19 protein-coding genes are annotated in these 21,711 nt (G+C 58.1%); 5 read left to right on the plus strand and 14 right to left on the minus strand.

Annotated elements, in window-relative coordinates; translation table 11 throughout:
* The 5 genes from GBC55_RS18920 to GBC55_RS18940 form a co-directional block, all read right to left on the minus strand.
* Window positions 1-1,191, minus strand: a 1,191-nt coding sequence (locus tag GBC55_RS18920; RefSeq protein ID WP_247266952.1) for a nucleoside recognition domain-containing protein, incomplete at its 3' end; no start/stop codon positions are given.
* Window positions 1,192-1,405: 214 nt separating this feature from the next.
* On the minus strand, window positions 1,406-2,737 hold the full coding sequence (gene gltP, locus GBC55_RS18925; protein ID WP_162438875.1) for a glutamate/aspartate:proton symporter GltP: 1,332 nt from the start codon (window positions 2,735-2,737) through the stop codon (window positions 1,406-1,408).
* Between the two features lie 714 nt (window positions 2,738-3,451).
* On the minus strand, window positions 3,452-3,916 hold the full coding sequence (locus tag GBC55_RS18930; RefSeq protein WP_162438876.1) for an inhibitor of vertebrate lysozyme family protein: 465 nt from the start codon (window positions 3,914-3,916) through the stop codon (window positions 3,452-3,454).
* A 2-nt stretch (window positions 3,917-3,918) separates the two neighbouring features.
* Complete coding sequence (locus GBC55_RS18935; protein WP_003177151.1) at window positions 3,919-4,083, minus strand: DUF1328 domain-containing protein; 165 nt, start codon at window positions 4,081-4,083, stop codon at window positions 3,919-3,921.
* An 80-nt stretch (window positions 4,084-4,163) separates the two neighbouring features.
* Complete coding sequence (locus GBC55_RS18940) at window positions 4,164-4,451, minus strand: hypothetical protein (protein WP_162438877.1); 288 nt, start codon at window positions 4,449-4,451, stop codon at window positions 4,164-4,166.
* Window positions 4,452-4,884: 433 nt separating this feature from the next.
* Between GBC55_RS18940 and algB the strand changes: the two genes are divergently transcribed.
* On the plus strand, window positions 4,885-6,231 hold the full coding sequence (gene algB, locus GBC55_RS18945) for a sigma-54-dependent response regulator transcription factor AlgB (RefSeq protein ID WP_162438878.1): 1,347 nt from the start codon (window positions 4,885-4,887) through the stop codon (window positions 6,229-6,231).
* 10 nt (window positions 6,232-6,241) lie between these two features.
* Window positions 6,242-8,032, plus strand: a complete 1,791-nt coding sequence (locus GBC55_RS18950) for a KinB sensor domain-containing domain (protein WP_162438879.1) — start codon at window positions 6,242-6,244, stop codon at window positions 8,030-8,032.
* Between the two features lie 7 nt (window positions 8,033-8,039).
* Here the strand turns inward: GBC55_RS18950 and GBC55_RS18955 are convergent, their stop codons facing one another.
* From GBC55_RS18955 to GBC55_RS18985, 7 genes are all read right to left on the minus strand, one after another.
* Window positions 8,040-9,653, minus strand: coding sequence for an EAL domain-containing protein (locus GBC55_RS18955; RefSeq protein ID WP_162438880.1), 1,614 nt, complete (start codon window positions 9,651-9,653; stop codon window positions 8,040-8,042).
* A 76-nt stretch (window positions 9,654-9,729) separates the two neighbouring features.
* A complete protein-coding gene (locus GBC55_RS18960) occupies window positions 9,730-10,509 on the minus strand; it encodes an N-acetylmuramoyl-L-alanine amidase (RefSeq protein ID WP_162438881.1) in 780 nt (259 codons plus the stop codon).
* 104 nt (window positions 10,510-10,613) lie between these two features.
* A complete protein-coding gene (locus GBC55_RS18965; protein WP_162438882.1) occupies window positions 10,614-12,641 on the minus strand; it encodes a GGDEF domain-containing protein in 2,028 nt (675 codons plus the stop codon).
* Between the two features lie 12 nt (window positions 12,642-12,653).
* Window positions 12,654-13,517, minus strand: a complete 864-nt coding sequence (locus GBC55_RS18970) for an endonuclease/exonuclease/phosphatase family protein (protein ID WP_162438883.1) — start codon at window positions 13,515-13,517, stop codon at window positions 12,654-12,656.
* A 14-nt stretch (window positions 13,518-13,531) separates the two neighbouring features.
* On the minus strand, window positions 13,532-14,173 hold the full coding sequence (locus GBC55_RS18975; protein WP_162438884.1) for a thiol:disulfide interchange protein DsbA/DsbL: 642 nt from the start codon (window positions 14,171-14,173) through the stop codon (window positions 13,532-13,534).
* A gap of 200 nt (window positions 14,174-14,373) precedes the next feature.
* A complete protein-coding gene (locus tag GBC55_RS18980) occupies window positions 14,374-14,985 on the minus strand; it encodes a cytochrome c4 (protein WP_162438885.1) in 612 nt (203 codons plus the stop codon).
* A gap of 46 nt (window positions 14,986-15,031) precedes the next feature.
* Entirely contained in the window at window positions 15,032-15,322 is a 291-nt protein-coding gene (locus GBC55_RS18985) for a c-type cytochrome (protein ID WP_150702330.1), read from the minus strand.
* 191 nt (window positions 15,323-15,513) lie between these two features.
* Here GBC55_RS18985 and yihA point away from each other — a divergent pair, with 191 nt between their 5' ends.
* Window positions 15,514-16,155, plus strand: a complete 642-nt coding sequence (gene yihA / locus GBC55_RS18990; protein ID WP_162438886.1) for a ribosome biogenesis GTP-binding protein YihA/YsxC — start codon at window positions 15,514-15,516, stop codon at window positions 16,153-16,155.
* 300 nt (window positions 16,156-16,455) lie between these two features.
* On the opposite strand, the gene polA is transcribed toward yihA, so the two are convergent.
* On the minus strand, window positions 16,456-19,227 hold the full coding sequence (gene polA / locus GBC55_RS18995) for a DNA polymerase I (RefSeq protein ID WP_162438887.1): 2,772 nt from the start codon (window positions 19,225-19,227) through the stop codon (window positions 16,456-16,458).
* A gap of 74 nt (window positions 19,228-19,301) precedes the next feature.
* Here polA and GBC55_RS19000 point away from each other — a divergent pair, with 74 nt between their 5' ends.
* Together GBC55_RS19000 and GBC55_RS19005 are read left to right on the plus strand one after the other, a co-directional pair.
* On the plus strand, window positions 19,302-19,592 hold the full coding sequence (locus tag GBC55_RS19000; protein ID WP_162438888.1) for a DUF2782 domain-containing protein: 291 nt from the start codon (window positions 19,302-19,304) through the stop codon (window positions 19,590-19,592).
* 58 nt (window positions 19,593-19,650) lie between these two features.
* A complete protein-coding gene (locus GBC55_RS19005) occupies window positions 19,651-20,601 on the plus strand; it encodes a homoserine kinase (RefSeq protein ID WP_162438889.1) in 951 nt (316 codons plus the stop codon).
* A gap of 132 nt (window positions 20,602-20,733) precedes the next feature.
* On the opposite strand, the gene GBC55_RS19010 is transcribed toward GBC55_RS19005, so the two are convergent.
* Entirely contained in the window at window positions 20,734-21,654 is a 921-nt protein-coding gene (locus GBC55_RS19010) for a zinc ABC transporter substrate-binding protein (protein ID WP_162438890.1), read from the minus strand.
* Between the last annotated feature and the right edge of the window lie 57 nt (window positions 21,655-21,711).

The raw sequence follows: 21,711 nt of genomic DNA on the forward strand, positions 1-21,711 counted from the left end.
CACACCGGCCAGTTCCGCCAGCAGCGCGCAGCCCACAGCGTGCCGCGCGCGCTGGATGCCCACCGCGCCGAAGTACACCGCCAATACATAGAACGTCGTTTCAGTGCTGCCCTGGATCGTCGCCGCCACCAGCGCCGGGAAGCTGTCGACCCCGGACGTTTTCATGGTTTCGATCAACATCGCCCGGGCGGCGCTGCCCGAGAATGGCTTGACCATTGCTGTCGGCAGCGCGTCGACGAAGCGTGTGTCCCAACCCGCCCACTCCACCAGATGCCGAATGCCGTCGAGACCAAAATCCAGCGCACCGGAGGCCCGCAGTACGCCGACCGCGCAGAGCATGGCCACCAGATACGGCAACAGATTCTTCGCTACGTCGAAGCCTTCTTTCGCCCCTTCGACGAAGGCTTCGTACACCTTCACTTTGCGCAAGGCGCCGATCACCAGAAACAACATGATCAGGCCAAACAGCGTCAGGTTGCCCAGGATCGAGGACAAACCGGCCAGAGCGGTGGCTGAGAGGGTCGCCAGCAAAGCCATGAAGCCGCCGAGGGCCAGGGCACCGGGGATCAGATAGGCAAGCACCACTGGGTCCCACAGGCGCAGGCGCTGCATGAACGCGACGGACAGCAGGCCCACCAGCGTTGAGCAACTGGTGGCCAACAGGATGGGCAGGAACACCAGCGTCGGGTCGGGTGCGCCTTGCTGGGCGCGGTACATGAAGATGGTCACCGGCAGCAGCGTCAATGACGAGGCGTTGAGCACCAGAAAGAGAATTTGCGCGTTACTGGCAATGGTCGGGCTGGGGTTGAGCTCCTGCAACGCTTTCATGGCCTTCAGGCCGATGGGCGTGGCGGCGTTGTCGAGGCCCAGGCCGTTGGCGGCGAAGTTGAGGGTGATCAGGCCGATGGCCGGGTGGCCCGCCGGGACTTCCGGCATCAGGCGAAGGAACAGTGGCCCCAGGGCTTTCGCGAGCCAATCGACGATCCCGGCTTTTTCGGCGATGCGCAGAAACCCGAGCCAAAGGGTGAGGGTGCCGAACAGCAGCACCATGACTTCGACCGACAATTTGGCCATGGCGAAAATGCTCTCTACCATCGCCGCGAATATCCCGGCGTTGCCGCCGATCAGCCATTGCGCCAGTGCCGAAACGGCAGCCACGATGAAGAAGCCAAGCCACAGGCCATTAAGCATCAGTCAAATCCCCCGAAGAATGCGGCGAATGATAGCGGGGTAGCCAGAAACGACAAACCCCGGATTTCTCCGGGGTTTGTCTACGACTGTGGGCACCCAATCACAGGGTTGGCCTCAATCTACTGTAGGAGCTGCCGAAGGCTGCGATCTTTTGATCTTGCCTTTAAAACAGAATCAAAAGATCGCAGCCTGCGGCAGCTCCTACAAGGGTGTGTCAATTACTGGAAATCTCGCCAGCCGGCAGCTTTTCCTTGCTGCGCCAGTGCGGCAGGGAGTTCCAGTAGCGCTCGCCCTTGGCGTCGTCGTACATGCCTTCCCAGCGGGAGATGACCAATACCGCCAAGGCATTGCCGATCACGTTCAACGCGGTACGTGCCATGTCCATGATGCGGTCGACACCGGCGATAAATGCCAGGCCTTCCAGCGGAATACCCACGCTGCCCAGTGTGGCCAGCAGCACCACGAAGGACACACCCGGTACGCCGGCGATGCCTTTGGAGGTGACCATCAAGGTCAGTACCAGCAGCAACTGCTGGCTGATGGACAGGTCGATGCCGTACAGCTGGGCAATGAAAATTGCCGCGATGCTTTGATAAAGCGTCGAACCGTCGAGGTTGAACGAATAGCCGGTCGGCACCACGAAGCTGCAAATGGCCTTCGGCGCGCCGTAGGCTTCCATCTTCTCGATAACGCGTGGCAGCACGGTTTCCGAACTGGCGGTGGAGTAGGCCAGCACCAGCTCATCCTTGAAGATGCGCATCAGTTTGAGCACCGAGAAACCGAACAGGCGAGCAATCAGGCCCAGCACCACAAAGGCGAAGAAGGCAATAGCGACGTAAACCAGGATGACCAGTTTGGCCAGCGGGATCAGGGAAGCGAAGCCGAAGTTGGCAACCGTCACCGCGATCAGTGCGAACACGCCGATCGGGGCGTAGTTCATGATCATGTGGGTAACTTTGAACATGCTTTCCGATACGCCCTGGAACATTTTTACCAGGGGTTCGCGCAAGTCGGCTTGCAGGCTCGACAGACCAAGACCGAACAATACCGAGAAGAAGATGATCGGCAGCATCTCGCCACGGGCCATGGCCGCGAAGATGTTCGACGGGATCAGGTTGAGGATGGTTTCGATGAACGCATGTTCATGCTGAACCTCGGCAGCAGTCGCCTGGTACTTGGAAATATCCACGGTACCCAGGGTGCTCATGTCGATGCCGGTGCCCGGGTGGAACACGTTTGCCAGCACCAGACCTACCACAATAGCGATCGTGGTGACGATCTCGAAGTAGATGATGGTCTTCAGACCGATACGTCCGAGTTTCTTCGCGTCGCCAACACCGGCGATGCCGACGATCAGCGAGGAGATGACGATCGGAATCACGATCATCTTGATCAGACGGATAAAGATATCGCCCGCGGGTTGAAGGACGTTACTGATCCACCAGGCTTTTTCGGCACTGAAATGGTTGAGCAGCGCACCGATTGCAATCCCCAATACCAGACCGATCAGGATCTGCCAGGCGAGGCTAAGCTTTGCCTTCTTCATATCTTTACCCTTACTTGCGTTTGACTCAGGCAGATGCGCGGAACTGGAACGCTCGTGGCGAAAAAGTCTTGTGCATCTGCCTCCGTATAAGGTGCCCCGAAGCGCGTGTTTGCGGCTCTCTGGCAGGCGAAAAAAGGCGCAACTATTCCGATGCAAGGAAGCGACGTCTAATGCCGTAAACGCCTACCCTATGCCGAATCGGCATGAGCTTTTTTAAGTGAAACTCGCGTCCCAACCGGTTCGAATACGACATTTCGGCAGGCATAAGTGCCGTGAACCGGCCATCACAGAGCAGGTTGAGTGTTTTTTGATCAGGTGAGGTGAGGGGGTTTTGGGGCTGAAATCGGACAATCCGACAGGAAGATACCGTTGAAAAATCAGGCAATTTTTCTCGATGTACGGTCGTGACGAAACACCGCGAAAAGTATTTTTTGGGAAAGTTGATTCGAATTGTAGAAAAGAGAAGCTCAACCGAGCGGTTGGCCTAGTATCGATGCCTCAGTTGCATAAGCTCTCCGCAAGTCCGTCGATGCCTATCACCGGCGAACTTGCGTCGCAGCTATTCCTGACCCGGTCCTTTCGCAAGTACTCCCTGTACTCGTAGGTCACTCCGCCCCTGAAACAGGCAGAACATCCCGACCCCTTGGTCATGCGTCTACCTTCCTCGGGTAGCGCATTGGAAAGATGCCATTTGGCCTCTTTCTTGTTACAAACTCAGTACCAGTTCGGATCTTTCTTCAGTTGTTCCATCAACAGCTTTTGCATGCCCTCGTCCGGCTTTCCAAGGAAGCGATAGTCGGCATGTCGTGTAGGCGACTTGTCGGCTGGCAACCCGGCAGGCACTTCGACCAGCATGGCGTATGCGTCCTTTTTGTCGAAGCTGACGGCGACGATCAAGCGCTTGTTGAGACAGGTCGCCTGCGTTTCGCAAAGCGGTCCAACGAGGTACTTATCGCCATCTTCTTCAACCGCATTCATTTGCTCGGCGTCGCCGGACAGGTTCATGACCCATTCCGGCAGGCGTTCTTCCTTCTTCACCACGCCTTGCCAGGTTTCCCGGTATTGCGGGTCAGTGTTCAGCAACTCGTTGACCCGCGCCTGGCCGTCATTGGCCGCCATCGCCATGGCACTACCGCCCAAGAGCAGGGCGGCTGCCAGTGTCTTTAACGAAACGCTCATGTTCAGCCTCGACCGCGACGGCCAAAGAAGAACGAAGCAATGAACATCACCAGGAACACGACAAAGAGAATCTTGGCGATACCCGTGGCGGTGCCCGCGATACCACCGAAGCCCAGTACGGCGGCGATGATGGCAATGATCAAGAATGTGATTGCCCAGCTCAACATGGTGATTCTCCTTACGCTTCTATTAGAGGTAGTGCTTGGTGGTGCGTTTCCCGGCGCATCGAACGCGCCAAGTTCGTGAGTTAGAACACCCAGCGTTCCTGACGTGGCATCTCATCCACAGGCTGAGCCTGGTCGACGTCCATCATTCGTAGCGGGGTTGTGTCAGCCTGATTGCTGCTGACGGCACTGAAGTGGGTCTGAGTCGGATGCTTGAGCGACACATGTGGCGCTTCTGGCTGCTGGCTCTGCTCCCAGAGAAGAAACTGTTGGCCGCCGATCAGAGTGATCAAAAGGGCGAGCATGGCGAACAGACCTTGCTGGATATGCAGTGGCGAGATGCGCAATTGGGCGGCACGTTGGCGATTCATCCGGAAACTCCTCCCACTCTGGTGGTGATCTTGTTGTGGGCGATGGTTTTGCCCTGATTAACCAGAGTATTGCAGCCTGCATGCCAGCTTTTTGATGGGAATTAATCCTTTAAAATCAACAACTTAAAAGATAGTTAAAAATTGCATTGAACGCATCCTGCACGATGGGCTCTCTACGGTCGTGCGTAATGCACGATAATGCCGTAGGAACTTTCATTCTTTTTGAATTGAGAGGAGGGCGCAGATGTCAGAAAAGGATGTGGGCAACGGCTTAACGCTCTGATTTTCGATAAAAAACCAAAGAAATCAGGCCATTGGCTGGGATTTGCTTAGATTGCTACCCTGTCAGAGATGGAAAGGCACAGAATCAACCATGCAACTTGCCCGATGTTTCCGGGACTAACCAAGATCATTCAGAAAGGAGCGTAGGAAAATGGAGTCAGCCACTGAGCATCAAGGCCGCATTCTGCTGGTGGACGACGAATCCGCCATCCTGCGAACTTTCCGTTATTGCCTCGAAGACGAGGGCTACAGTGTCGCTACTGCCAACAGCGCGGCCCAGGCGGATGCATTACTGCAACGCCAGGTGTTCGACCTGTGCTTTCTCGATCTGCGGCTAGGCGAAGACAACGGCCTTGATGTACTCGCCCAGATGCGCATTCAGGCCCCTTGGATGCGGGTCGTCATTGTCACGGCCCACTCTGCCGTCGACACAGCAGTAGATGCCATTCAGGCGGGTGCCGCTGATTATCTGGTCAAGCCGTGCAGCCCTGATCAGTTGCGCCTTGCGACGGCCAAACAGTTGGAAGTTCGGCAATTGTCGGCGCGTCTGGAAGCGCTGGAAGGTGAGATTCGCAAACCCAAGGACGGCCTGGATTCCCACAGTCCAGCCATGAAAGTAGTGCTTGAAACAGCACGCCAAGTGGCCAGTACCGATGCGAACATCCTGATTCTCGGTGAGTCCGGTACAGGTAAGGGTGAGCTGTCCCAGGCCATTCATGGCTGGAGCAAGCGGGCTAAAAAATCCTGCGTAACTATCAATTGCCCGTCCTTGACCGCCGAGTTGATGGAGAGCGAACTGTTTGGTCACAGCCGTGGTGCGTTCACAGGCGCAAGCGAAAGTACCTTGGGGCGTGTGAATCAGGCTGACGGCGGAACACTGTTTCTCGACGAGATCGGCGACTTTCCGCTCACGTTGCAGCCAAAATTGCTTCGTTTCATTCAAGACAAAGAATATGAGCGTGTCGGTGATCCGGTGACCCGCCGCGCGGATGTGCGAATCCTCGCAGCGACCAACCTTAACCTTGAAGACATGGTGCGCGACGGGCGCTTCCGTGAAGACCTGCTCTACCGCCTGAATGTCATTACCTTGCACTTGCCGCCATTGCGGGAACGTCGCGAAGACATCCTGAACCTGGCTGATCGTTTCCTGGCGCGCTTCGTCAAGGAATACGCGCGCCCGGCTCGCGGTTTCAGCGACGAAGCCCGGGAAGCGCTGCTGAGTTACCGCTGGCCAGGCAACATTCGCGAGCTGCGCAACGTCGTGGAGCGGGCAAGCATTATCTGTCCGCAGGAGCGTGTAGAGATCAGCCACCTGGGCATGGCCGAAACACCGGTCAACAGCGCGCCACGCATCGGCGCCGCGTTGAGTCTGGACGAATTGGAGAAGGCGCACATCGGTGCGGTCCTGGCCACGGCGGATACGCTGGACCAAGCCGCTAAAACCCTGGGCATCGACGCTTCGACCCTGTATCGCAAACGCAAGCAGTACAACCTGTGAGTCATCCCCGATGAAACTGGCGATGAAGTTGCGCACCCGGCTCTTCCTGAGTATTTCGGCGTTGATCACGGTTGCGCTACTTGGGCTGTTGCTCGGTCTGGTCAGTGTGATGCAGATGGCCAGTTCCCAGGAAGCGCTAGTGCGCAACAACTTTGCGACCCTGGATTTGGGGCTGAAACTGAGGCAAACCCTGGGCGATCAATTGATCGTCATGCTCAGCGAAAAACCCGACGACGGGGCCTTCGAGAGATCCAGGCAGAAGTATTTCGAGCTGCTTGATGAAGGTATCGCCCATGAGCAGAAGGGCGATGGCAATCAGTATGGTTTTAGCCAGGCCAAGGCGGATTATCAGAGCTTTCTCGAGGCCTACACACAGTCGCGTGATACGACCCACGTACTGAGTGGCAATGAGGCGCTCACTGAAAAATTCAATGCGCTGCGCAATGGTCTGCTTACCGAGCACAAGCGTGCGCTGGATAACATTAATGAAACCCAGCGCAGCGCGCGCGACCGGGCGTTATTGGTCGCGGGACTGCTGGGGTTGGTCGGGCTCGCGGTGCTGATCATAGGTTTTATTACCGCTCACGCCATCGCCAGGCGTTTCGGTGCGCCCATCGAAGCGTTAGCCCAAGCGGCAGACAATATAGGCCAGGGCAATTTCGAAGTGACACTGCCGATTTCATCGGCGGAGGAAATGAACCTGCTTACCAAGCGCTTCGGGATGATGGCCGAGGCATTGCGCGAGCATCAGGCCACGAACATCGATGAATTGCTCGCGGGGCAGCAGCGTTTGCAGGCGGTCCTCGACAGCATTGATGACGGATTGCTGATGATCGACCGTGAAGGGTATCTGGAGCATTTGAACCCCGTCGCTCAACGGCAGTTGGGTTGGGACGCTGATCGACTTGGCCAGGGATTGGGCTCTGCCCTCGAACGCCCCGAGCTGGATGAGCAGCTGCAACTGGTTCTGCGCGGCGGCACGCTTGAGCGTGCACCGGAGGATCTGAGTATCGAGGTCGATGGTGAATCGCGGCTGCTGACGTATAGCCTGACGCCGGTTAGCCATACGCAGGGTCATATTCTCGGTGCCGTGATGGTGCTGCATGACGTGACCGAGCAGCGTGCCTTCGAGCGGGTGCGCAGCGAGTTCGTGTTACGCGCTTCCCATGAGTTGCGAACCCCGGTCACGGGGATGCACATGGCCTTCGGCCTGTTCCGGGAACGGGCGAAATTTCCTGAAGATTCACGCGAAGCCGATCTGCTGGATACCGTGAATGAAGAGATGCAGCGGTTGATGCAGTTGATCAACGATCTGCTGAACTTCTCTCGTTACCAGAACGGATTGCAAAAGCTCACGCTTGCGCCTTGTTCCATCGACGAGTTGCTGGAGGAGGCGCGGTTGCGGTTCTCCGGGGCGGCACAGGACAGTGGTATCGATCTGCTGGTTGAAGTGCAGGGTCCGTTGCCCAGGCTGCAGGCTGATAAGGCCCAGCTGGATCGCGTGCTCGATAACCTGATTGATAATGCGTTGCGCCACACCGGACCGGACGGGCAGATCCGTTTGCAAGCCCGGCGCCATGGCGAGCGCGTCATCATCAGCGTCGAGGATAACGGCGAAGGCATTGCCTACGGACAACAGGGACGGATCTTCGAGCCCTTTGTGCAGGTGGGCCGCAAGAAGGGCGGCGCGGGGCTCGGTCTGGCGCTGTGCAAGGAGATCGTGCAGTTGCACGGCGGGCGGATGGGTGTTTATTCGCGGCCAGGGCAGGGCACGCAGTTCTATATGGCGCTGGCGGTTTAAAGTGGGTTCACGCTTCGTCGTCGAGGCGTCTACCGGCCAAGCGGCGACCCCGGGTAATCAGCTCAATGAACTGAACTGCGCTTAACGCATGGGCGAATAGCCAGCCCTGGCCGTACTTAACGCCTTCGCTACTCAGGAATGCGGCTTGGGATTCCAGTTCGATCCCCTCGGCAATCACTTTGAGTTGCAGGGCCTGGGCCATGTGGATGATGTGCGGGGCAACACCGCTGCTGGCGGCGTCGTGGCCCAGCGCATCGATGAATGCCTTATCGATCTTCAGGCAGTCCACTGGCAAGGTCTGCAGGTAGGCGAGGCTGCAATAGCCGGTGCCGAAGTCATCGATCAGAACTTGATGCCCGACATCTCGCAAGGCTTGCAGGTTTTCCCTGGCGACCACCACGTCGATCAATCCCCGCTCGGTTACCTCAAACGCAATCTGCTGCGCTGCGACCCGGTGCAGGGTCAGCAAACGCGCCATCACTTGTCCGATACGGGGCACCATCACGTCGCATGCTGCCAGGTTGACCGAGATGTAAAGCTTTGGATTGGCTCGCAGTAGCTGTCCCAGTTGCTCAAGCAATCGCTGCAAGACGAAGTCGGTCATCTGCCGGATCTGACCGGTGTTCTCTGCCATGGGAATGAACAGGTCGGGGCTGGTCAGGGTTCCATCCGGTCGACGCCAGCGCAGCAAGGCTTCCGCCCCGACACAATTACGGCTGTCGAGGTCGAAGATCGGTTGATACAACACCTGCAACTCGCCCCTGCGTATGGCGCCATTGAGCTCGGCATCCAGTGACTGTCGCTGACGGACCAGCAGGAACACCAGGAAACCCATGAAGCAGCCGAGCAACACGCTGGCTGGCAGCAACCACCACCACACTGCAGGCACGTGAATAACAGTGCGAGGTGAGATGAGCACGAGTTGATACGCGGGATTATTGGTGGGCATGCGGTAGATCAAACTGGTTTGCGTGATCTGCAACGCATCGCGGCTTTTTGGTGGCCAGCCTTCTGGAGGCGGCCAGGCTTGTGCGACGCCCAGAACAGGGATCGCTCGAGCGCCACGGTCGAGCACCACCAGCAGGCTGCTACCCGGCGACAGATCGACCATGTCGGTCAAGTGCCCGCGAGAAGTGGCGACGCGGAAGTTGCCACGTCCGAGCATCAGGGCCGCGCGGTTTTCGTCGGGCTCAGTCGTGGTGTTTAGCCAGTAACTGTACGTGGGGCCTGTGATATCAGGCGGTCTGCTCATCGATAGCCCTTCCTGGCGAGGACGGTTGGAGCAGATCCGGGAGGCGTCCATGTAGGCGGCTTCGTAAACGAAGCGGTAGTTGAAGGTGACTTGCTGCAGGGTGGCGATCATTTCGTCGTCACAGCGCCTGAGCGGCTGGGCTTCAAGGTCGTCGAGGCTTTCGCGCAGCTGTCCGAAGAGTTGCTCCAGGCGGGCGAGAAATCGCTCGCCCTGGGCGTTCATTTCTTCGCTTTCGTTTTGGTCGACCTGGTGTACGGCAACGAAAAGACTGCCTGCCATCAGCAGTGTCGCGCTCAAGACAGCCGCCAGCGTCGCCAAAAACCAAGGGCGATAGAACCAGCTACGCAATGCCTCTCGAGCAGCAGCCATCAGTGAACATCCGAAGAATTACCAATGAGTTATAGCTGCTGATTGAGAAAAAGCGTTGACCGTCGGGCGGGCGTCATTATTTTGTCTGATTCAAAACCTGTAGCAGCGCTGCGGTTTGGGCATCCGGCGTTCCGTCGAAGCGCGTAGGCCGGAAGTGCATCTGGAACGCAGCGATCACATGGCGAGTCGCTACATCCAGCTCACCGGTTTGCGGGGTGCTGTAACCCAGGCGCGCCAATTGACTCTGGTACCAACCGATGGCCGGTAACTGGTTTTCGAATCGTGGTTGAAGGCGCGCGACGGCCTGCTCGTTCGGCCACACGCCCAGGCCTTCTGCTGCCAGACGTTTCCAGGGAAACAGCGGGCCCGGATCGAGTTTTCGCAGCGGTGCAATATCGCTATGGCCGATGATGCTGTGGGGATTGATGGCGTAACGCTTGCTGATGTCCTTGAGCAGGGCGATCAGGGACTGGATCTGATCTTCGCTGTAGGGGTACCAGAGGCGTCCGGTTGGCGTGTCTTTGTAACCCGGATTGACGATTTCGATGCCAATAGAGCTTGAATTTAGCCAGGTTCTGCCTTGCCACTCACTTTCCCCGGCATGCCAGGCGCGGAGGTTTTCATCCATCAGTTTGTATATGGTGGCGCCCTTGTCGTCACCGATCAGATAGTGGCTGCTGACTTCGCCATGGGTCAGCAACTGGAGCGAGCGTTCGAGCGATGCAGAGGTGTAATGCACCACCACGAACTGTATGCGACTGTCGTGATTGGCGGAGGCGTGGCTGGTGTCATATCGCGGGCTGCTGGCGCAACCGGCCAATAGGACCAGCGAAACGAGTAGGGCTAAATATTTCATGGTGAAAGGCATTACACACAAAGACGATAATGCAACAGTGTAACGTACTGCCTTGATCTCGGAGGGCTACGCTGCGTATTTAAACAAAATGGAACATTTTGTCTTCAGCCCGGCTCGACGCGGTTCCTGCCGGCATGTTTCGCGCGATATAACGCCAGATCGGCTCTTTTGAGCACCACATCGCTGTGTTCGCCTGCTTTGAAAGCGGTCAAACCCACTGAGACAGTGATGGTCACCGGCTCGCCCTTGAAGTGGAAAGGGCAGGCTTCAACCGCAGCGCGTAAGGTTTCGAGCAGTTTCACACCTGTCGTGAGCGCTGTGGCGGGTATCAGCAAGACGAACTCTTCACCGCCAAACCGGGCGATGAAATCAGATCCACGCAGGCGCTTGCGCAGTACGTTCGCAATGATCTTCAGAACCTTGTCGCCGGCCAGGTGGCCGTAGTTATCGTTGATGCGCTTGAAGTGGTCGAGATCCAGCATGGCCAGCAACAGCGTGTTGCCATGTTGTTGCCACTGGCTGATTTCGTGATCCAGCCGTTCGTTCCAGGCGGCGCGGTTGGGCAATCCGGTCAGCGGGTCGATCAAGGCTTTCTGACGCTGCTCCTCCAGGTGTTCGCGAAAACCCAGGGCTTCCTGTTCCATGTGGGCCACTCGATCCGCGAGGCCCTGCAGGCGGGTTGCCACTTCCTGCTCACGCTGGTCGCGCTGTTTCTGGTGATGATCGAGCGTGCCGAGCAGACCTTCGAGATGGTTTTCCAGTACATGCTTGAGATCGTCCAGATCTGCGGCCTCTTGCACACTGCTTTGCAAGCCATCGACCTGCTCACGGATCTGAGTGTCCATCTCGCGTGCTGCGGATCGGCTGTCAGCATGGCCATCGCTGGCGGCCTGCAGGTTGTTCTGAAACGCTTCGAGGCGCTCGTTGAGCTGCTGCAGGTACGTTTCGAACTCGTGCTGCCCACTGCCGGTGATGGCCAGCATCAAGGTGGCCAGGTCGTCGAGGATCGGGATCAACTCGTACCAATTCAAACCGTTTTGCAGGCGATGACGCATCGCTTCAGCTTGCGGGCGATGGCGTTCAGGAAGTGTCAAATCGTCGAGCAGGCCGAGTAGGGTGTCTTCAATATGCTTGGCGACAGAGCTGTAGGTAGGCTCGGGTGAGACAGGCAGCGCGTAGTGCGCGTCATGTTCCGGTGGCTGCGGATTGATGGCGACCGATTCCGGCACCGTGTCGGCGGGTATCGGCTGGCTATCGATGACGTCCAGAGAATCAGGTTCGCTGGAAATGATTGAGGCGTGGGTGTCAGCGTCAGCTTTGGTGGTCGGCACCGGCGGCTCTTTGGTCTTCTCGACGTCCGGTAGCTCCGTTGGCGGTGGTGAAGTTTTGAGCTGCGGCTGCGGTGCAGCCTGAACAGGCACGGCAGCTTGAGGCTCGTTCACCACGGGTTCAAATGCGGCAACCGGCGCGATGACGGGGATCGGTTTTACGGGTTCATCAACGGTGAGTACAGTCTGCGCAGTCTCTACAGCCGATGCGCGAACGGCTTCCACTGGTTGCGCAGAGGGCAGCTGCACCGAAGCAGAGAGGGGGGCGACCTCATCTGTCTCACGGGTACCGAACAATCGCTGAAGCAAACCAGGGCGGCCAGGTTCTTCCGGGCTTTCAAGTTGGCTAAGGGCCTTGCCTTGCAAACCGCTCAATTCGCTCAGCAGCAACGGCATCTCACGTGCCTGCCCGACACGTGCATCAAGTTGCTTGGCGAATTGTTTTAGGGGCCTGGCCACTTCTCGTGGCAGCGGCAGGGTTTGCAACTGAGCAACCAGCGCCGTCAGTGCGGCGCTCGTTTGGTTGACCCGGGTTTCACGGCGTTGTTCAGAGTCGAGAACGGCTTTTTCCAGACGCGGGAGGAGGGCGGCGAGTCCGGCATCCATGTCATCGGTGCGCACGACGTCGCGCATTTCCTTCATGCATTCGTCAACTGCGCGATCAGTACCCTCTGCCGCCAGCGTGCTGCGTACGAGCCCGCGCCGCAGCAAGTCGAGGCGGGCATCCCAACGGCGTTCAAGTTTTTCCTGTTGTTCGACGCTTTGAAGGTATTTCTCTTTCCAACGCTGTGCTTCGTCGCTCATTAAAGGGTTCCGCTAAGGGGCAGGACTCAGCGCGGGCAATGCATCGGCCGTGAGCGAACCCGGCAGACGAATCTCTACCGCGACCGGCAGGTGATCGGAAATGGGTTGCGCCAGCACCTCGAATTTTTCCAGGGTCAGGCTCGGACTTAGCAGAATATGGTCCAGGCAGCGCTGTGGGCGCCAGCTCGGGAACGTCGCTTCGAGCTGCGGTGCCAGCAGGCCGAGATCGCGCAGCGGGGAGTTTTGCAGCAAATCGCTGGCGTGGGTGTTCATGTCACCCATGAGCACCTGGTGTTTATAGCCGCCGATCAACTCGCGGATATAGGACAGTTGCAGGCTGCGTACCCGAGCACCCAGCGCCAGGTGCATCATGACCACCACCAGTGCCTCGGGGCCTTCGCCGAAGCGCACCAGAATTGCCCCGCGACCCTTTGGCCCCGGCAACGGATGGTCCTCAATAGCCCACGGGCGCAGGCGACTGAGCACGCCATTGCTGTGCTGGCCGAGGCGACCGAGATTGCGGTTGAGTTGTTGATACCAGTATGGGAAGGCACCGAGCTGTGCCAGGTGTTCAACCTGATTGACGTAGCCCGATCGAAGGCTGCCGCCATCGGCTTCCTGCAAGGCGACCAGATCGAAGTCACCCAGCAGATTGCCGATTTTTTGCAAATTTCCGGCACGACCGTTGTTGGGCAGCAGGTGCTGCCAGCCCCGGGTCAGGTAGTGCCGGTACCGTTCGGTACTGATGCCGACCTGAATATTGAAACTGAGCAGGCGCAGACGGCTGTCTGCGGGCAAGCCCGTCGATACCAGGTGGTGTTCGTTGACCTGCGGATCATGCAGGCCAACAACGCGTTCAGTTCCCCAGCGGCGCATGGCAGGCTCCGCGCTTAGTTGGCAGCAGCCTTGTTAGCCGCTCGCTCTTGTTCGACCAGTTTGTCGGCCAGTTGCAGGGCTTGTTCGGCACCACCAGCAGAACCCACATCGAAGCGGTACTTGCCGTTGACGATCAAGGTTGGCACGCCGGTGATTTCATACTTCTTGGCGAGCTCGGTGGCCTTGACGATCTGACCCTTGATGGCGAAGGAGTCGAAAGTTGCCAGGAACTTGTCCTTGTCGACACCTTGGGTGGCCAGGAAATCAGCCATTTCATTTTTGTCGACCAGCTTCTTGTGTTGTTTCTGAATGGCTTCGAACACCGCGGCGTGAACCTTATGCTCAACGCCCATGGCTTCGAGGGTCAGGAACAGCTGGCCGTGCGCATTCCAAGGGCCGCCGAACATCGCCGGAATCCGCACAAAATTCACGTCGGAAGGCAGCTTCTCGACCCAAGGATTGATCACCGGCTCAAATGCGTAGCAGTGCGGGCAGCCGTACCAGAACAATTCAACGACTTCGATCTTGCCAGGTACCGCGACCGGGACTGGTTTGGTCAGTTCAACATAAGGGGCGGCAGGTGCTTCGGCGGCTTGTGCAGTCATGCCGAACAGGCTGGCAGCGACGAGAGCGGCGCTGATGATCAGATTACGCATGCTTTACTCCTGGACAATTTTGGTCGCCTCGCGCGACCTGTTTTCAGACAGGTCATGGCGGGCTTGAGTTCTGTAGTGTAACGGCAGCGGCCACAAAAAAGGGCGGCCTAAGCCACCCTTTTTATGCTTGCATCGACGGATTAATCGAGCGTTAACATTGCAAGAGATGAACATCTCTCGCAACGCTCGATCAACAGGCCTTAGTGCAGACCCTGGATATAGCTGGAGACTGCCGCGATGTCTTCGTCGCTCAGTCGTTTAGCAATGGTCTGCATGGTTTTGGTGTCGCCGTCGTTGGTGCGTCCGCCTTCTTCCTTGCGGAAGTCGGTCAGTTGCTTGGCAACGTATTGAGCATGCTGGCCGCCCAGGTGCGGGAAGCCGGCGGCTGCGTTACCTGCGCCATTAGGCGAGTGGCAGCCGGTGCAGGCTGGCAGGCCCTTAGCCAGGTCACCACCACGGAACAACGCTTCACCGCGAGCCACGACTTTCGGGTCGGCGGCGCCAACGCTGCCTTTCTGGGTGGCGAAGTAGGCGGCGATATCGGCCAGGTCCTGATCGCTCAGGTTGGTCAGCAGGCCGGTCATTTCAAGTACCTGGCGTTTGCCGGACTTGATGTCGTGCAGCTGCTTGTTCAGATAACGCTCGCCCTGACCTGCCAGTTTCGGAAAGTTAGGCGCCATGCTGTTGCCATCCGGGCCATGACAGGCGCCACATACTGCGGCTTTCGCCTGACCAGCAGTTGCATCACCTGCAGCATGGGCAATGCCGGAGATCCCCACGGTCAACAGCAGACTCACGATCAATTTGTTCATCAGCTAATCCAACTACGGCTAAGGGTTAAAGAGTTATGGACCGGAATCACTCGCTCATCCAGTGGATGATGGCCTGGTAATCCTCGGCACTGCAGTCCATGCACAAACCACGCGGCGGCATCGCCTTGAAACCCTGGGTCACGTGTTGCACCAGCGTCTCCATACCTTTCGCCAACCTCGGCGTCCAAGCTTCCTGATCGCCCTTTCTGGGCGCCATGGGTAGTTGGCCGGAATGACAGGCACCACAAACACGGTTGTACACAGCTTCCGGATCCTGTGTAGCCTGAGCGCTGTAAAGCGGTATCAAGACACCGGCAGCTAGCAGCCATTTCGTCATAAAACGACCTTTTCAGGGTTGAGAGCGTGCTGCGTTCTAATGCGCAATCATGGTCTATCGCTCTCGTGAACTTCATCCTACGCTGGGACAAAGCGCACACAAAATCTGCGGCATTATATACTGGCGTCACTGAAACGGAAACGACACTGCTCGCCGCGTCCATTCCCGGCGCCGCCCACATCGGAAATCCCATGCAACTCAAGAATCCCATCCTCGGTCTGTGCCAACAGTCCACCTTCATGCTCAGCGCCGCCAAAGTCGACCAATGTCCCGACGACGAAGGCTTCGAAGTCGCTTTTGCCGGGCGTTCCAACGCCGGTAAGTCGAGCGCCCTGAACACCCTGACGCACGCCAGCCTGGCTCGAACCTCGAAAACCCCGGGTCGTACGCAGCTCTTGAACTTCTTCAAGCTAGACGATGATCGCCGTCTGGTCGACCTGCCAGGCTACGGTTACGCGAAAGTACCTATTCCGTTGAAGCTTCACTGGCAGCGTCACCTGGAAGCCTACCTGGGTGGTCGCGAGAGTTTGAAGGGTTTGATTTTGATGATGGACATCCGTCATCCAATGACCGATTTCGACCTGCTGATGCTGGATTGGGCCGTCGCCAGCGGCATGCCGATGCATATTCTGCTGACCAAGGCGGACAAACTGACTTACGGCGCGGCGAAAAACGTCCTGCTTAAAGTCCAGTCGGACATCCGTAAAGGCTGGGGCGATGCAATCAGCATCCAGCTGTTTTCCGCCCCAAAACGCTTGGGTCTGGAAGACGCCTACACTGTATTGGCGGGCTGGATGGAGCTGGCAGACAAGGGTGCCGAACTCGCTGAGTAAGGGCCTTTGGACAAATCGCGGGCAAAAAAAACCCCGGACTTCTTATGGGGAGGGGGAAGTTCCGGGGTTCAAGCTCCGGACCGCTAGGGCGGGGTCCGGATATCTGCCAACACTTAACACAACATAGGAGCATCGAAGGGCTTCACCAGCCATTCAGTAACTCTGAGTGACGATTCACAGGATTAGTTCAGAATATTTTCAAATGGCTTTGGAATAACGCCGAGCATTTTGCGAACTAATGGCCCTTCGCCGTTTTCTGCCGCGGCACTATGCCGCAGCAGAAAAAGCCTATCAGACGGCTCAGTGAGCCTCATCCCAATTATTGCCTACCCCTACTTCGACCAGCAGCGGCACGTCCAGTTTCGCGGCATCACTCATGTGCGTGCGAATGTCCTCACGAACCTGATCCACCAGATCTTCACGCACCTCGAGCACCAATTCATCGTGTACCTGCAGGATGACTTTGGCGTCCAGGCCAGACGTCGTCAGCCAGTTATCCACCGCTACCATCGCTTTCTTGATGATGTCAGCGGCAGTGCCTTGCATCGGGGCGTTGATGGCCGTGCGTTCAGCGCCTTTGCGCAGGGCCGGGTTCTTCGCGTTGATTTCCGGCAGGTACAGGCGCCGGCCGAAGATCGTTTCAACAAAACCCTGCTCGGCTGCCTGGGCACGGGTGCGCTCCATGTACTCCAGTACGCCCGGATAACGGGCGAAATAACGGTCGATGTAAGCCTGGGACTGCTTGCGATCCACACCGATCTGCTTGGCCAGGCCAAACGCGCTCATACCGTAGATCAAACCGAAGTTGATCGCCTTGGCGCTGCGACGCTGGTCCGTGGTGACGTCCGCCAGTTCCACGCCGAAGACTTCAGCAGCGGTGGCTTTGTGCACGTCCAGATCATTGCGGAAGGCGTGCAGCAACCCCTCGTCCTTGGCCAGGTGGGCCATGATGCGCAATTCGATTTGCGAGTAGTCAGCTGCCAGCAGCTTGTAGCCTTTTGGCGCGACGAACGCCTGGCGAATCCGCCGGCCTTCAGCGGTACGAATCGGGATGTTTTGCAGGTTTGGATCGCTGGAGGACAAGCGCCCTGTTGCCGCAACGGCTTGATGATAAGAGGTATGAATCCGACCGGTGCGCGGATTGATCTGCTCTGGGAGGCGATCGGTGTAAGTGCTTTTCAGCTTGCTCATCGAGCGATACTGCATCAGCACTTTAGGCAGCGGATAATCCTGCTCGGCCAGTTCAGCCAGCACGGCTTCGGCAGTCGAAGCCTGGCCCTTGGCGGTTTTACTCAGAATCGGCAGACCCAGTTTTTCGTACAGGATCACACCCAACTGCTTCGGCGAGCCCAGGTTGAACTCTTCCCCTGCGATGGCAAACGCCTCGCGTTCGAGGGCGACCATTTTCTCGCCCAACTCCACGCTTTGAATGCCCAGCAGATTGGCATCGACCAGCGCGCCTTGACGTTCAATGCGCGCGAGAACCGGTACCAGCGGCATTTCGATTTCGCTCAGAACCTTGCTCAGGCTCGGAATGGCATTGAGCTTTTCCTGCAGCGTTTGATGCAGGCGCAAGGTCACGTCAGCGTCTTCGGCGGCGTAAGGCCCGGCCAGTTCGAGTGAGATCTGATCAAACGTCAGCTGTTTGGCACCCTTGCCGGCGATGTCCTGGAAGCTGGTGGTTGTGTGATTCAGGTACTTGAGCGCCAGGCTGTCCATATCGTGACGGGTGGCGGTGGAGTCCAGCACATAGGACTCCAGCATGGTGTCGAACGCGATGCCTTGCACCGTGATCCCGCAGCTTTGGTCACCGCCAATCGCGCAGTTCGCCAGGATGTTCATATCGAACTTGGCGTGCTGACCGACTTTGAGTTTGTTCGGATCTTCCAGGATCGGCTTCAGTGCGCGCAGCACGGTGTCGCGATCCAGCTGGTCCGGCACGCCCATGTAGGAGTGAGTCAGTGGGATGTAGGCGGCTTCGTTGGCTTGTACGGCAAACGACAGGCCTACCAGTTGCGCCTGCTGCGCATCGATGCCTGTGGTTTCCGTGTCGAAGGCAATCAGTTTGGCGTCGTTGAGTTTCTTCAACCACAGGTCGAAATCGGCCTGGGTGAGGATGGTGGTGTAATTGAGTTCGGCATCGACGGCAGGTTCTTCGGCGACCGGCGCCACGACTTCCTGGCCGGAGCGCTTGGCATCGCGCTGATTTTCGTCGAACCAGCTTTTAAACTCGAGCAACGTGTAAAGCTCGGCGAGTTTGTCGTGATCCGGTTTGCCCATCTGCAAGTCGTCGAGTTCAACGTCCAGCGGCACGTCGATCTTGATCGTTGCCAGTTGATAGGAGAGGAACGCCATCTCCCTGTGCTCTTCCAGCTTGGCCGGCAGTGTCTTGGCGCCGCGAATCGGCAAGGTTGGAACCATGTCGAGGTTCGCGTACAGCTCGGTCAGGCCGCCATTCACGCCGATCAGCAGCCCGGAGGCGGTTTTCGGGCCAATGCCTGGAACGCCCGGAATGTTGTCGGACGAGTCGCCCATCAACGCCAGATAATCAATGATTTGTTCGGGAGCGACGCCGAATTTCTCCTTCACGCCCTCAACGTCCATCGCGCTACCGGTCATGGTATTGACCAAGGTAATGTGGCCGTCGACCAGTTGCGCCATGTCCTTGTCGCCGGTGGAGATGATCACCGGACGGTCGGCCGCCGCGCTGCTGCGAGCCAATGTGCCGATCACGTCATCGGCCTCCACGCCTTCGACGCACAGGAGCGGGAACCCCAGGGCGATGACGCTCTGGTGCAGTGGCTCGATTTGAACGCGCATGTCATCGGGCATGCTTGGGCGATTAGCCTTGTATTCGGCGTACATGTCATCGCGGAAAGTCCCACCCTTGGCGTCGAACACCACGGCGAACGGACTGTCCGGGTACTGCTTGCGCAGACTCTTGAGCATGTTCAACACGCCTTTGACGGCACCGGTCGGCAGTCCTTTGGACGTGGTGAGCGGTGGCAGGGCGTGGAAGGCGCGGTACAGGTAAGAAGAACCGTCCACCAGGACGAGGGGGGCTTGGCTCATGAGCAGGATCAACCTTTTCGGCGGGTCCGGCGCTAGAATAGCGGGACCGTTGACGACAAAGGGACAAGGTTATCATGCGTACACTAAATCGCCTGTTGCTGGCTGGCTTGTTTGCAATCACTCCGTTGGCCGTCATGGCGGCGGACGATGCACCCTCGCCGGAGCCGGAAGTCACCATCCGCACGGAAGGCGATAAAACCATCCAGGAGTACCGCCAAAACGGTTTCCTGTATGCGATCAAGGTTACGCCAAAGGGTGCGCCGCCTTACTTTCTGGTGCGCGCAGACGGGACCGATGCAAACTTCATCCGCTCGGATCAGCCAGATATGCTGATTCCGTCGTGGAAGATCTTCGAGTGGAAGTAGTTTCTTAATTTCAATCGGCGCTGGCTCATTCTGCGGCGCCCGTACTGGCAGTTTAAACATGTCTGTGTTCACCCCCCTGGCTCGGCCTGAGCTGGAAACCTTTCTCGCCCCATACGGGCTCGGCCGCCTGCTTGATTTCCAGGGGATTGCCGCCGGTAGCGAAAACACCAATTTCTTTATCAGCCTGGAACAGGGCGAATTTGTCCTGACCCTGGTTGAGCGCGGTCCGGTGCAGGAAATGCCGTTCTTCATCGAGTTGCTCGACGTGCTGCATGATGCCGACCTGCCGGTGCCATACGCGCTGCGAACCACCGATGGCGTTGCCTTGCGCGAACTGGCGGGCAAACCTGCATTGTTGCAGCCGCGCCTGGCGGGCAAGCACATCAAGGAAGCCAACGCGCAACATTGCGCTCAGGTTGGCGACTTGCTCGGCCATTTGCACCTGGCCACTCAGGCCAACATGATCAAGCGCAAGACTGATCGTGGTCTGGACTGGATGCTGGAAGAGGGCACCCAGCTGCTTTCTCATCTCGACGCCGGGCAAAGCGATTTGCTGAAGCAGGCGCTGGACGAAATCGGCGAGCAGAAATCGAAAATCCTGGCGCTGCCGCGGGCCAACATCCATGCGGATCTGTTCCGTGATAACGCGATGTTCGAAGGCACGCACCTGACGGGGTTGATCGACTTCTACAACGCCTGTTCCGGCCCGATGCTCTACGACGTGGCGATTGCCTTGAACGATTGGTGTTCGGACGACGAAGGTCTGATCGACGGGCCACGGGCGCGGGCGCTGCTGGGGGCTTACGCGGCGTTGCGACCGTTCACGGCGGCAGAGGCCGAGTTGTGGCCGACGATGCTGCGGGTGGCGTGCGTGCGGTTCTGGTTGTCGAGGTTGATCGCGGCGGAGTCATTTGCCGGGCAGGACGTGTTGATTCACGATCCGATGGAGTTTCAGCGCCGGTTGGCGCAGCGGCAGAAGGTCAGCACACCGTTGCCGTTTGCCCTTTAAACGCTGGTCAGATGGATCACTGCAATCCCTGTGGGAGTGAGCCTGCTCGCGATGGCGGCGGGACAGTCAGTATTGATGCTGAATGTTATTGCGCCATCGCGAGCAGGCTCGCTCCCACAGGGTGTGTGTCGGTTACAACGACTCCAGGCACCCCGCCAGGTCATTCCCCAACTTCTCCAGTACCTGTTCATACCCTTGAGCGGTCGCCGGCGTGTAGCCGCCCAGGGCGTCGAGTTCCGCCAGCTTCACCGGAAGGCCGGCCACCAGGGTTTCTGCCAGGCGCGGACGCAGCGGTGGTTCGCTGAATACGCACGTCTTGCCAACTTCTTGCAAGCGCGTGCGCATGGCCGCGACGTGCTGGGCACCTGGCTGGACTTCAGCCGCGACGCTGAACACGCCGGTGTGCTTGAGGCCGTAGGCGTCTTCGAAGTAGTCGAATGCTTCGTGGAACACGAAGTACGGTTTGCCCGCAATGCCGGCAAGGCGCGACTTCAGGCGCAGGTCCAGCGCATCCAGACGTTCATCGAACGCCTTGAGGTTGCTCTGATAACGCGCAGCGTTAGCGGGGTCGGCAGCACTCAGGTCAGCGGCCATTTTCGTGGCGATCACACGAGCATTTACTGGCGATAACCACAAATGCGCATCCAGGGTGCCTGGGCGGTGATCGTGGTCGTGCTCGTCCGGCTCTTCGGTGTGCGACTGACTGTCTTCGGCAAAATGGCGAAGTTTCAGGTCAGGCAAATCCTGCACGGCGACGCTCGGCAGCGTCCGACCTTTCAGGACCCGGGGCAGGAAACCTTCCATGTCCGGACCGATCCAGTAAATGAGATCCACCGACTGCACCTTCCGTACGTCGGATGGACGCAATGCATAGTTATGCGGCGAAGCACCGGGCGGCAGCAGCACTTCCGGAATCGCCACACCATCCTGAACAGCCGCTGCGATCAGCTGCAGTGGCTTGATGCTGGTCAGCACCTTGACCTCGGCATGGGCGAAACCTGCCAGTGAAAAACTGGCGAGAACTGCGACACAAATAGAAAAAAGTCGGGACACAATGACCACTCGAAGAGGCGAGAACGGGTAACATAATAACGTCTCTCACAAAAATCG

It is taken from the genome of Pseudomonas sp. TNT3, assembly GCF_010095445.2.
Taxonomy (GTDB): Bacteria; Pseudomonadota; Gammaproteobacteria; order Pseudomonadales; family Pseudomonadaceae; genus Aquipseudomonas.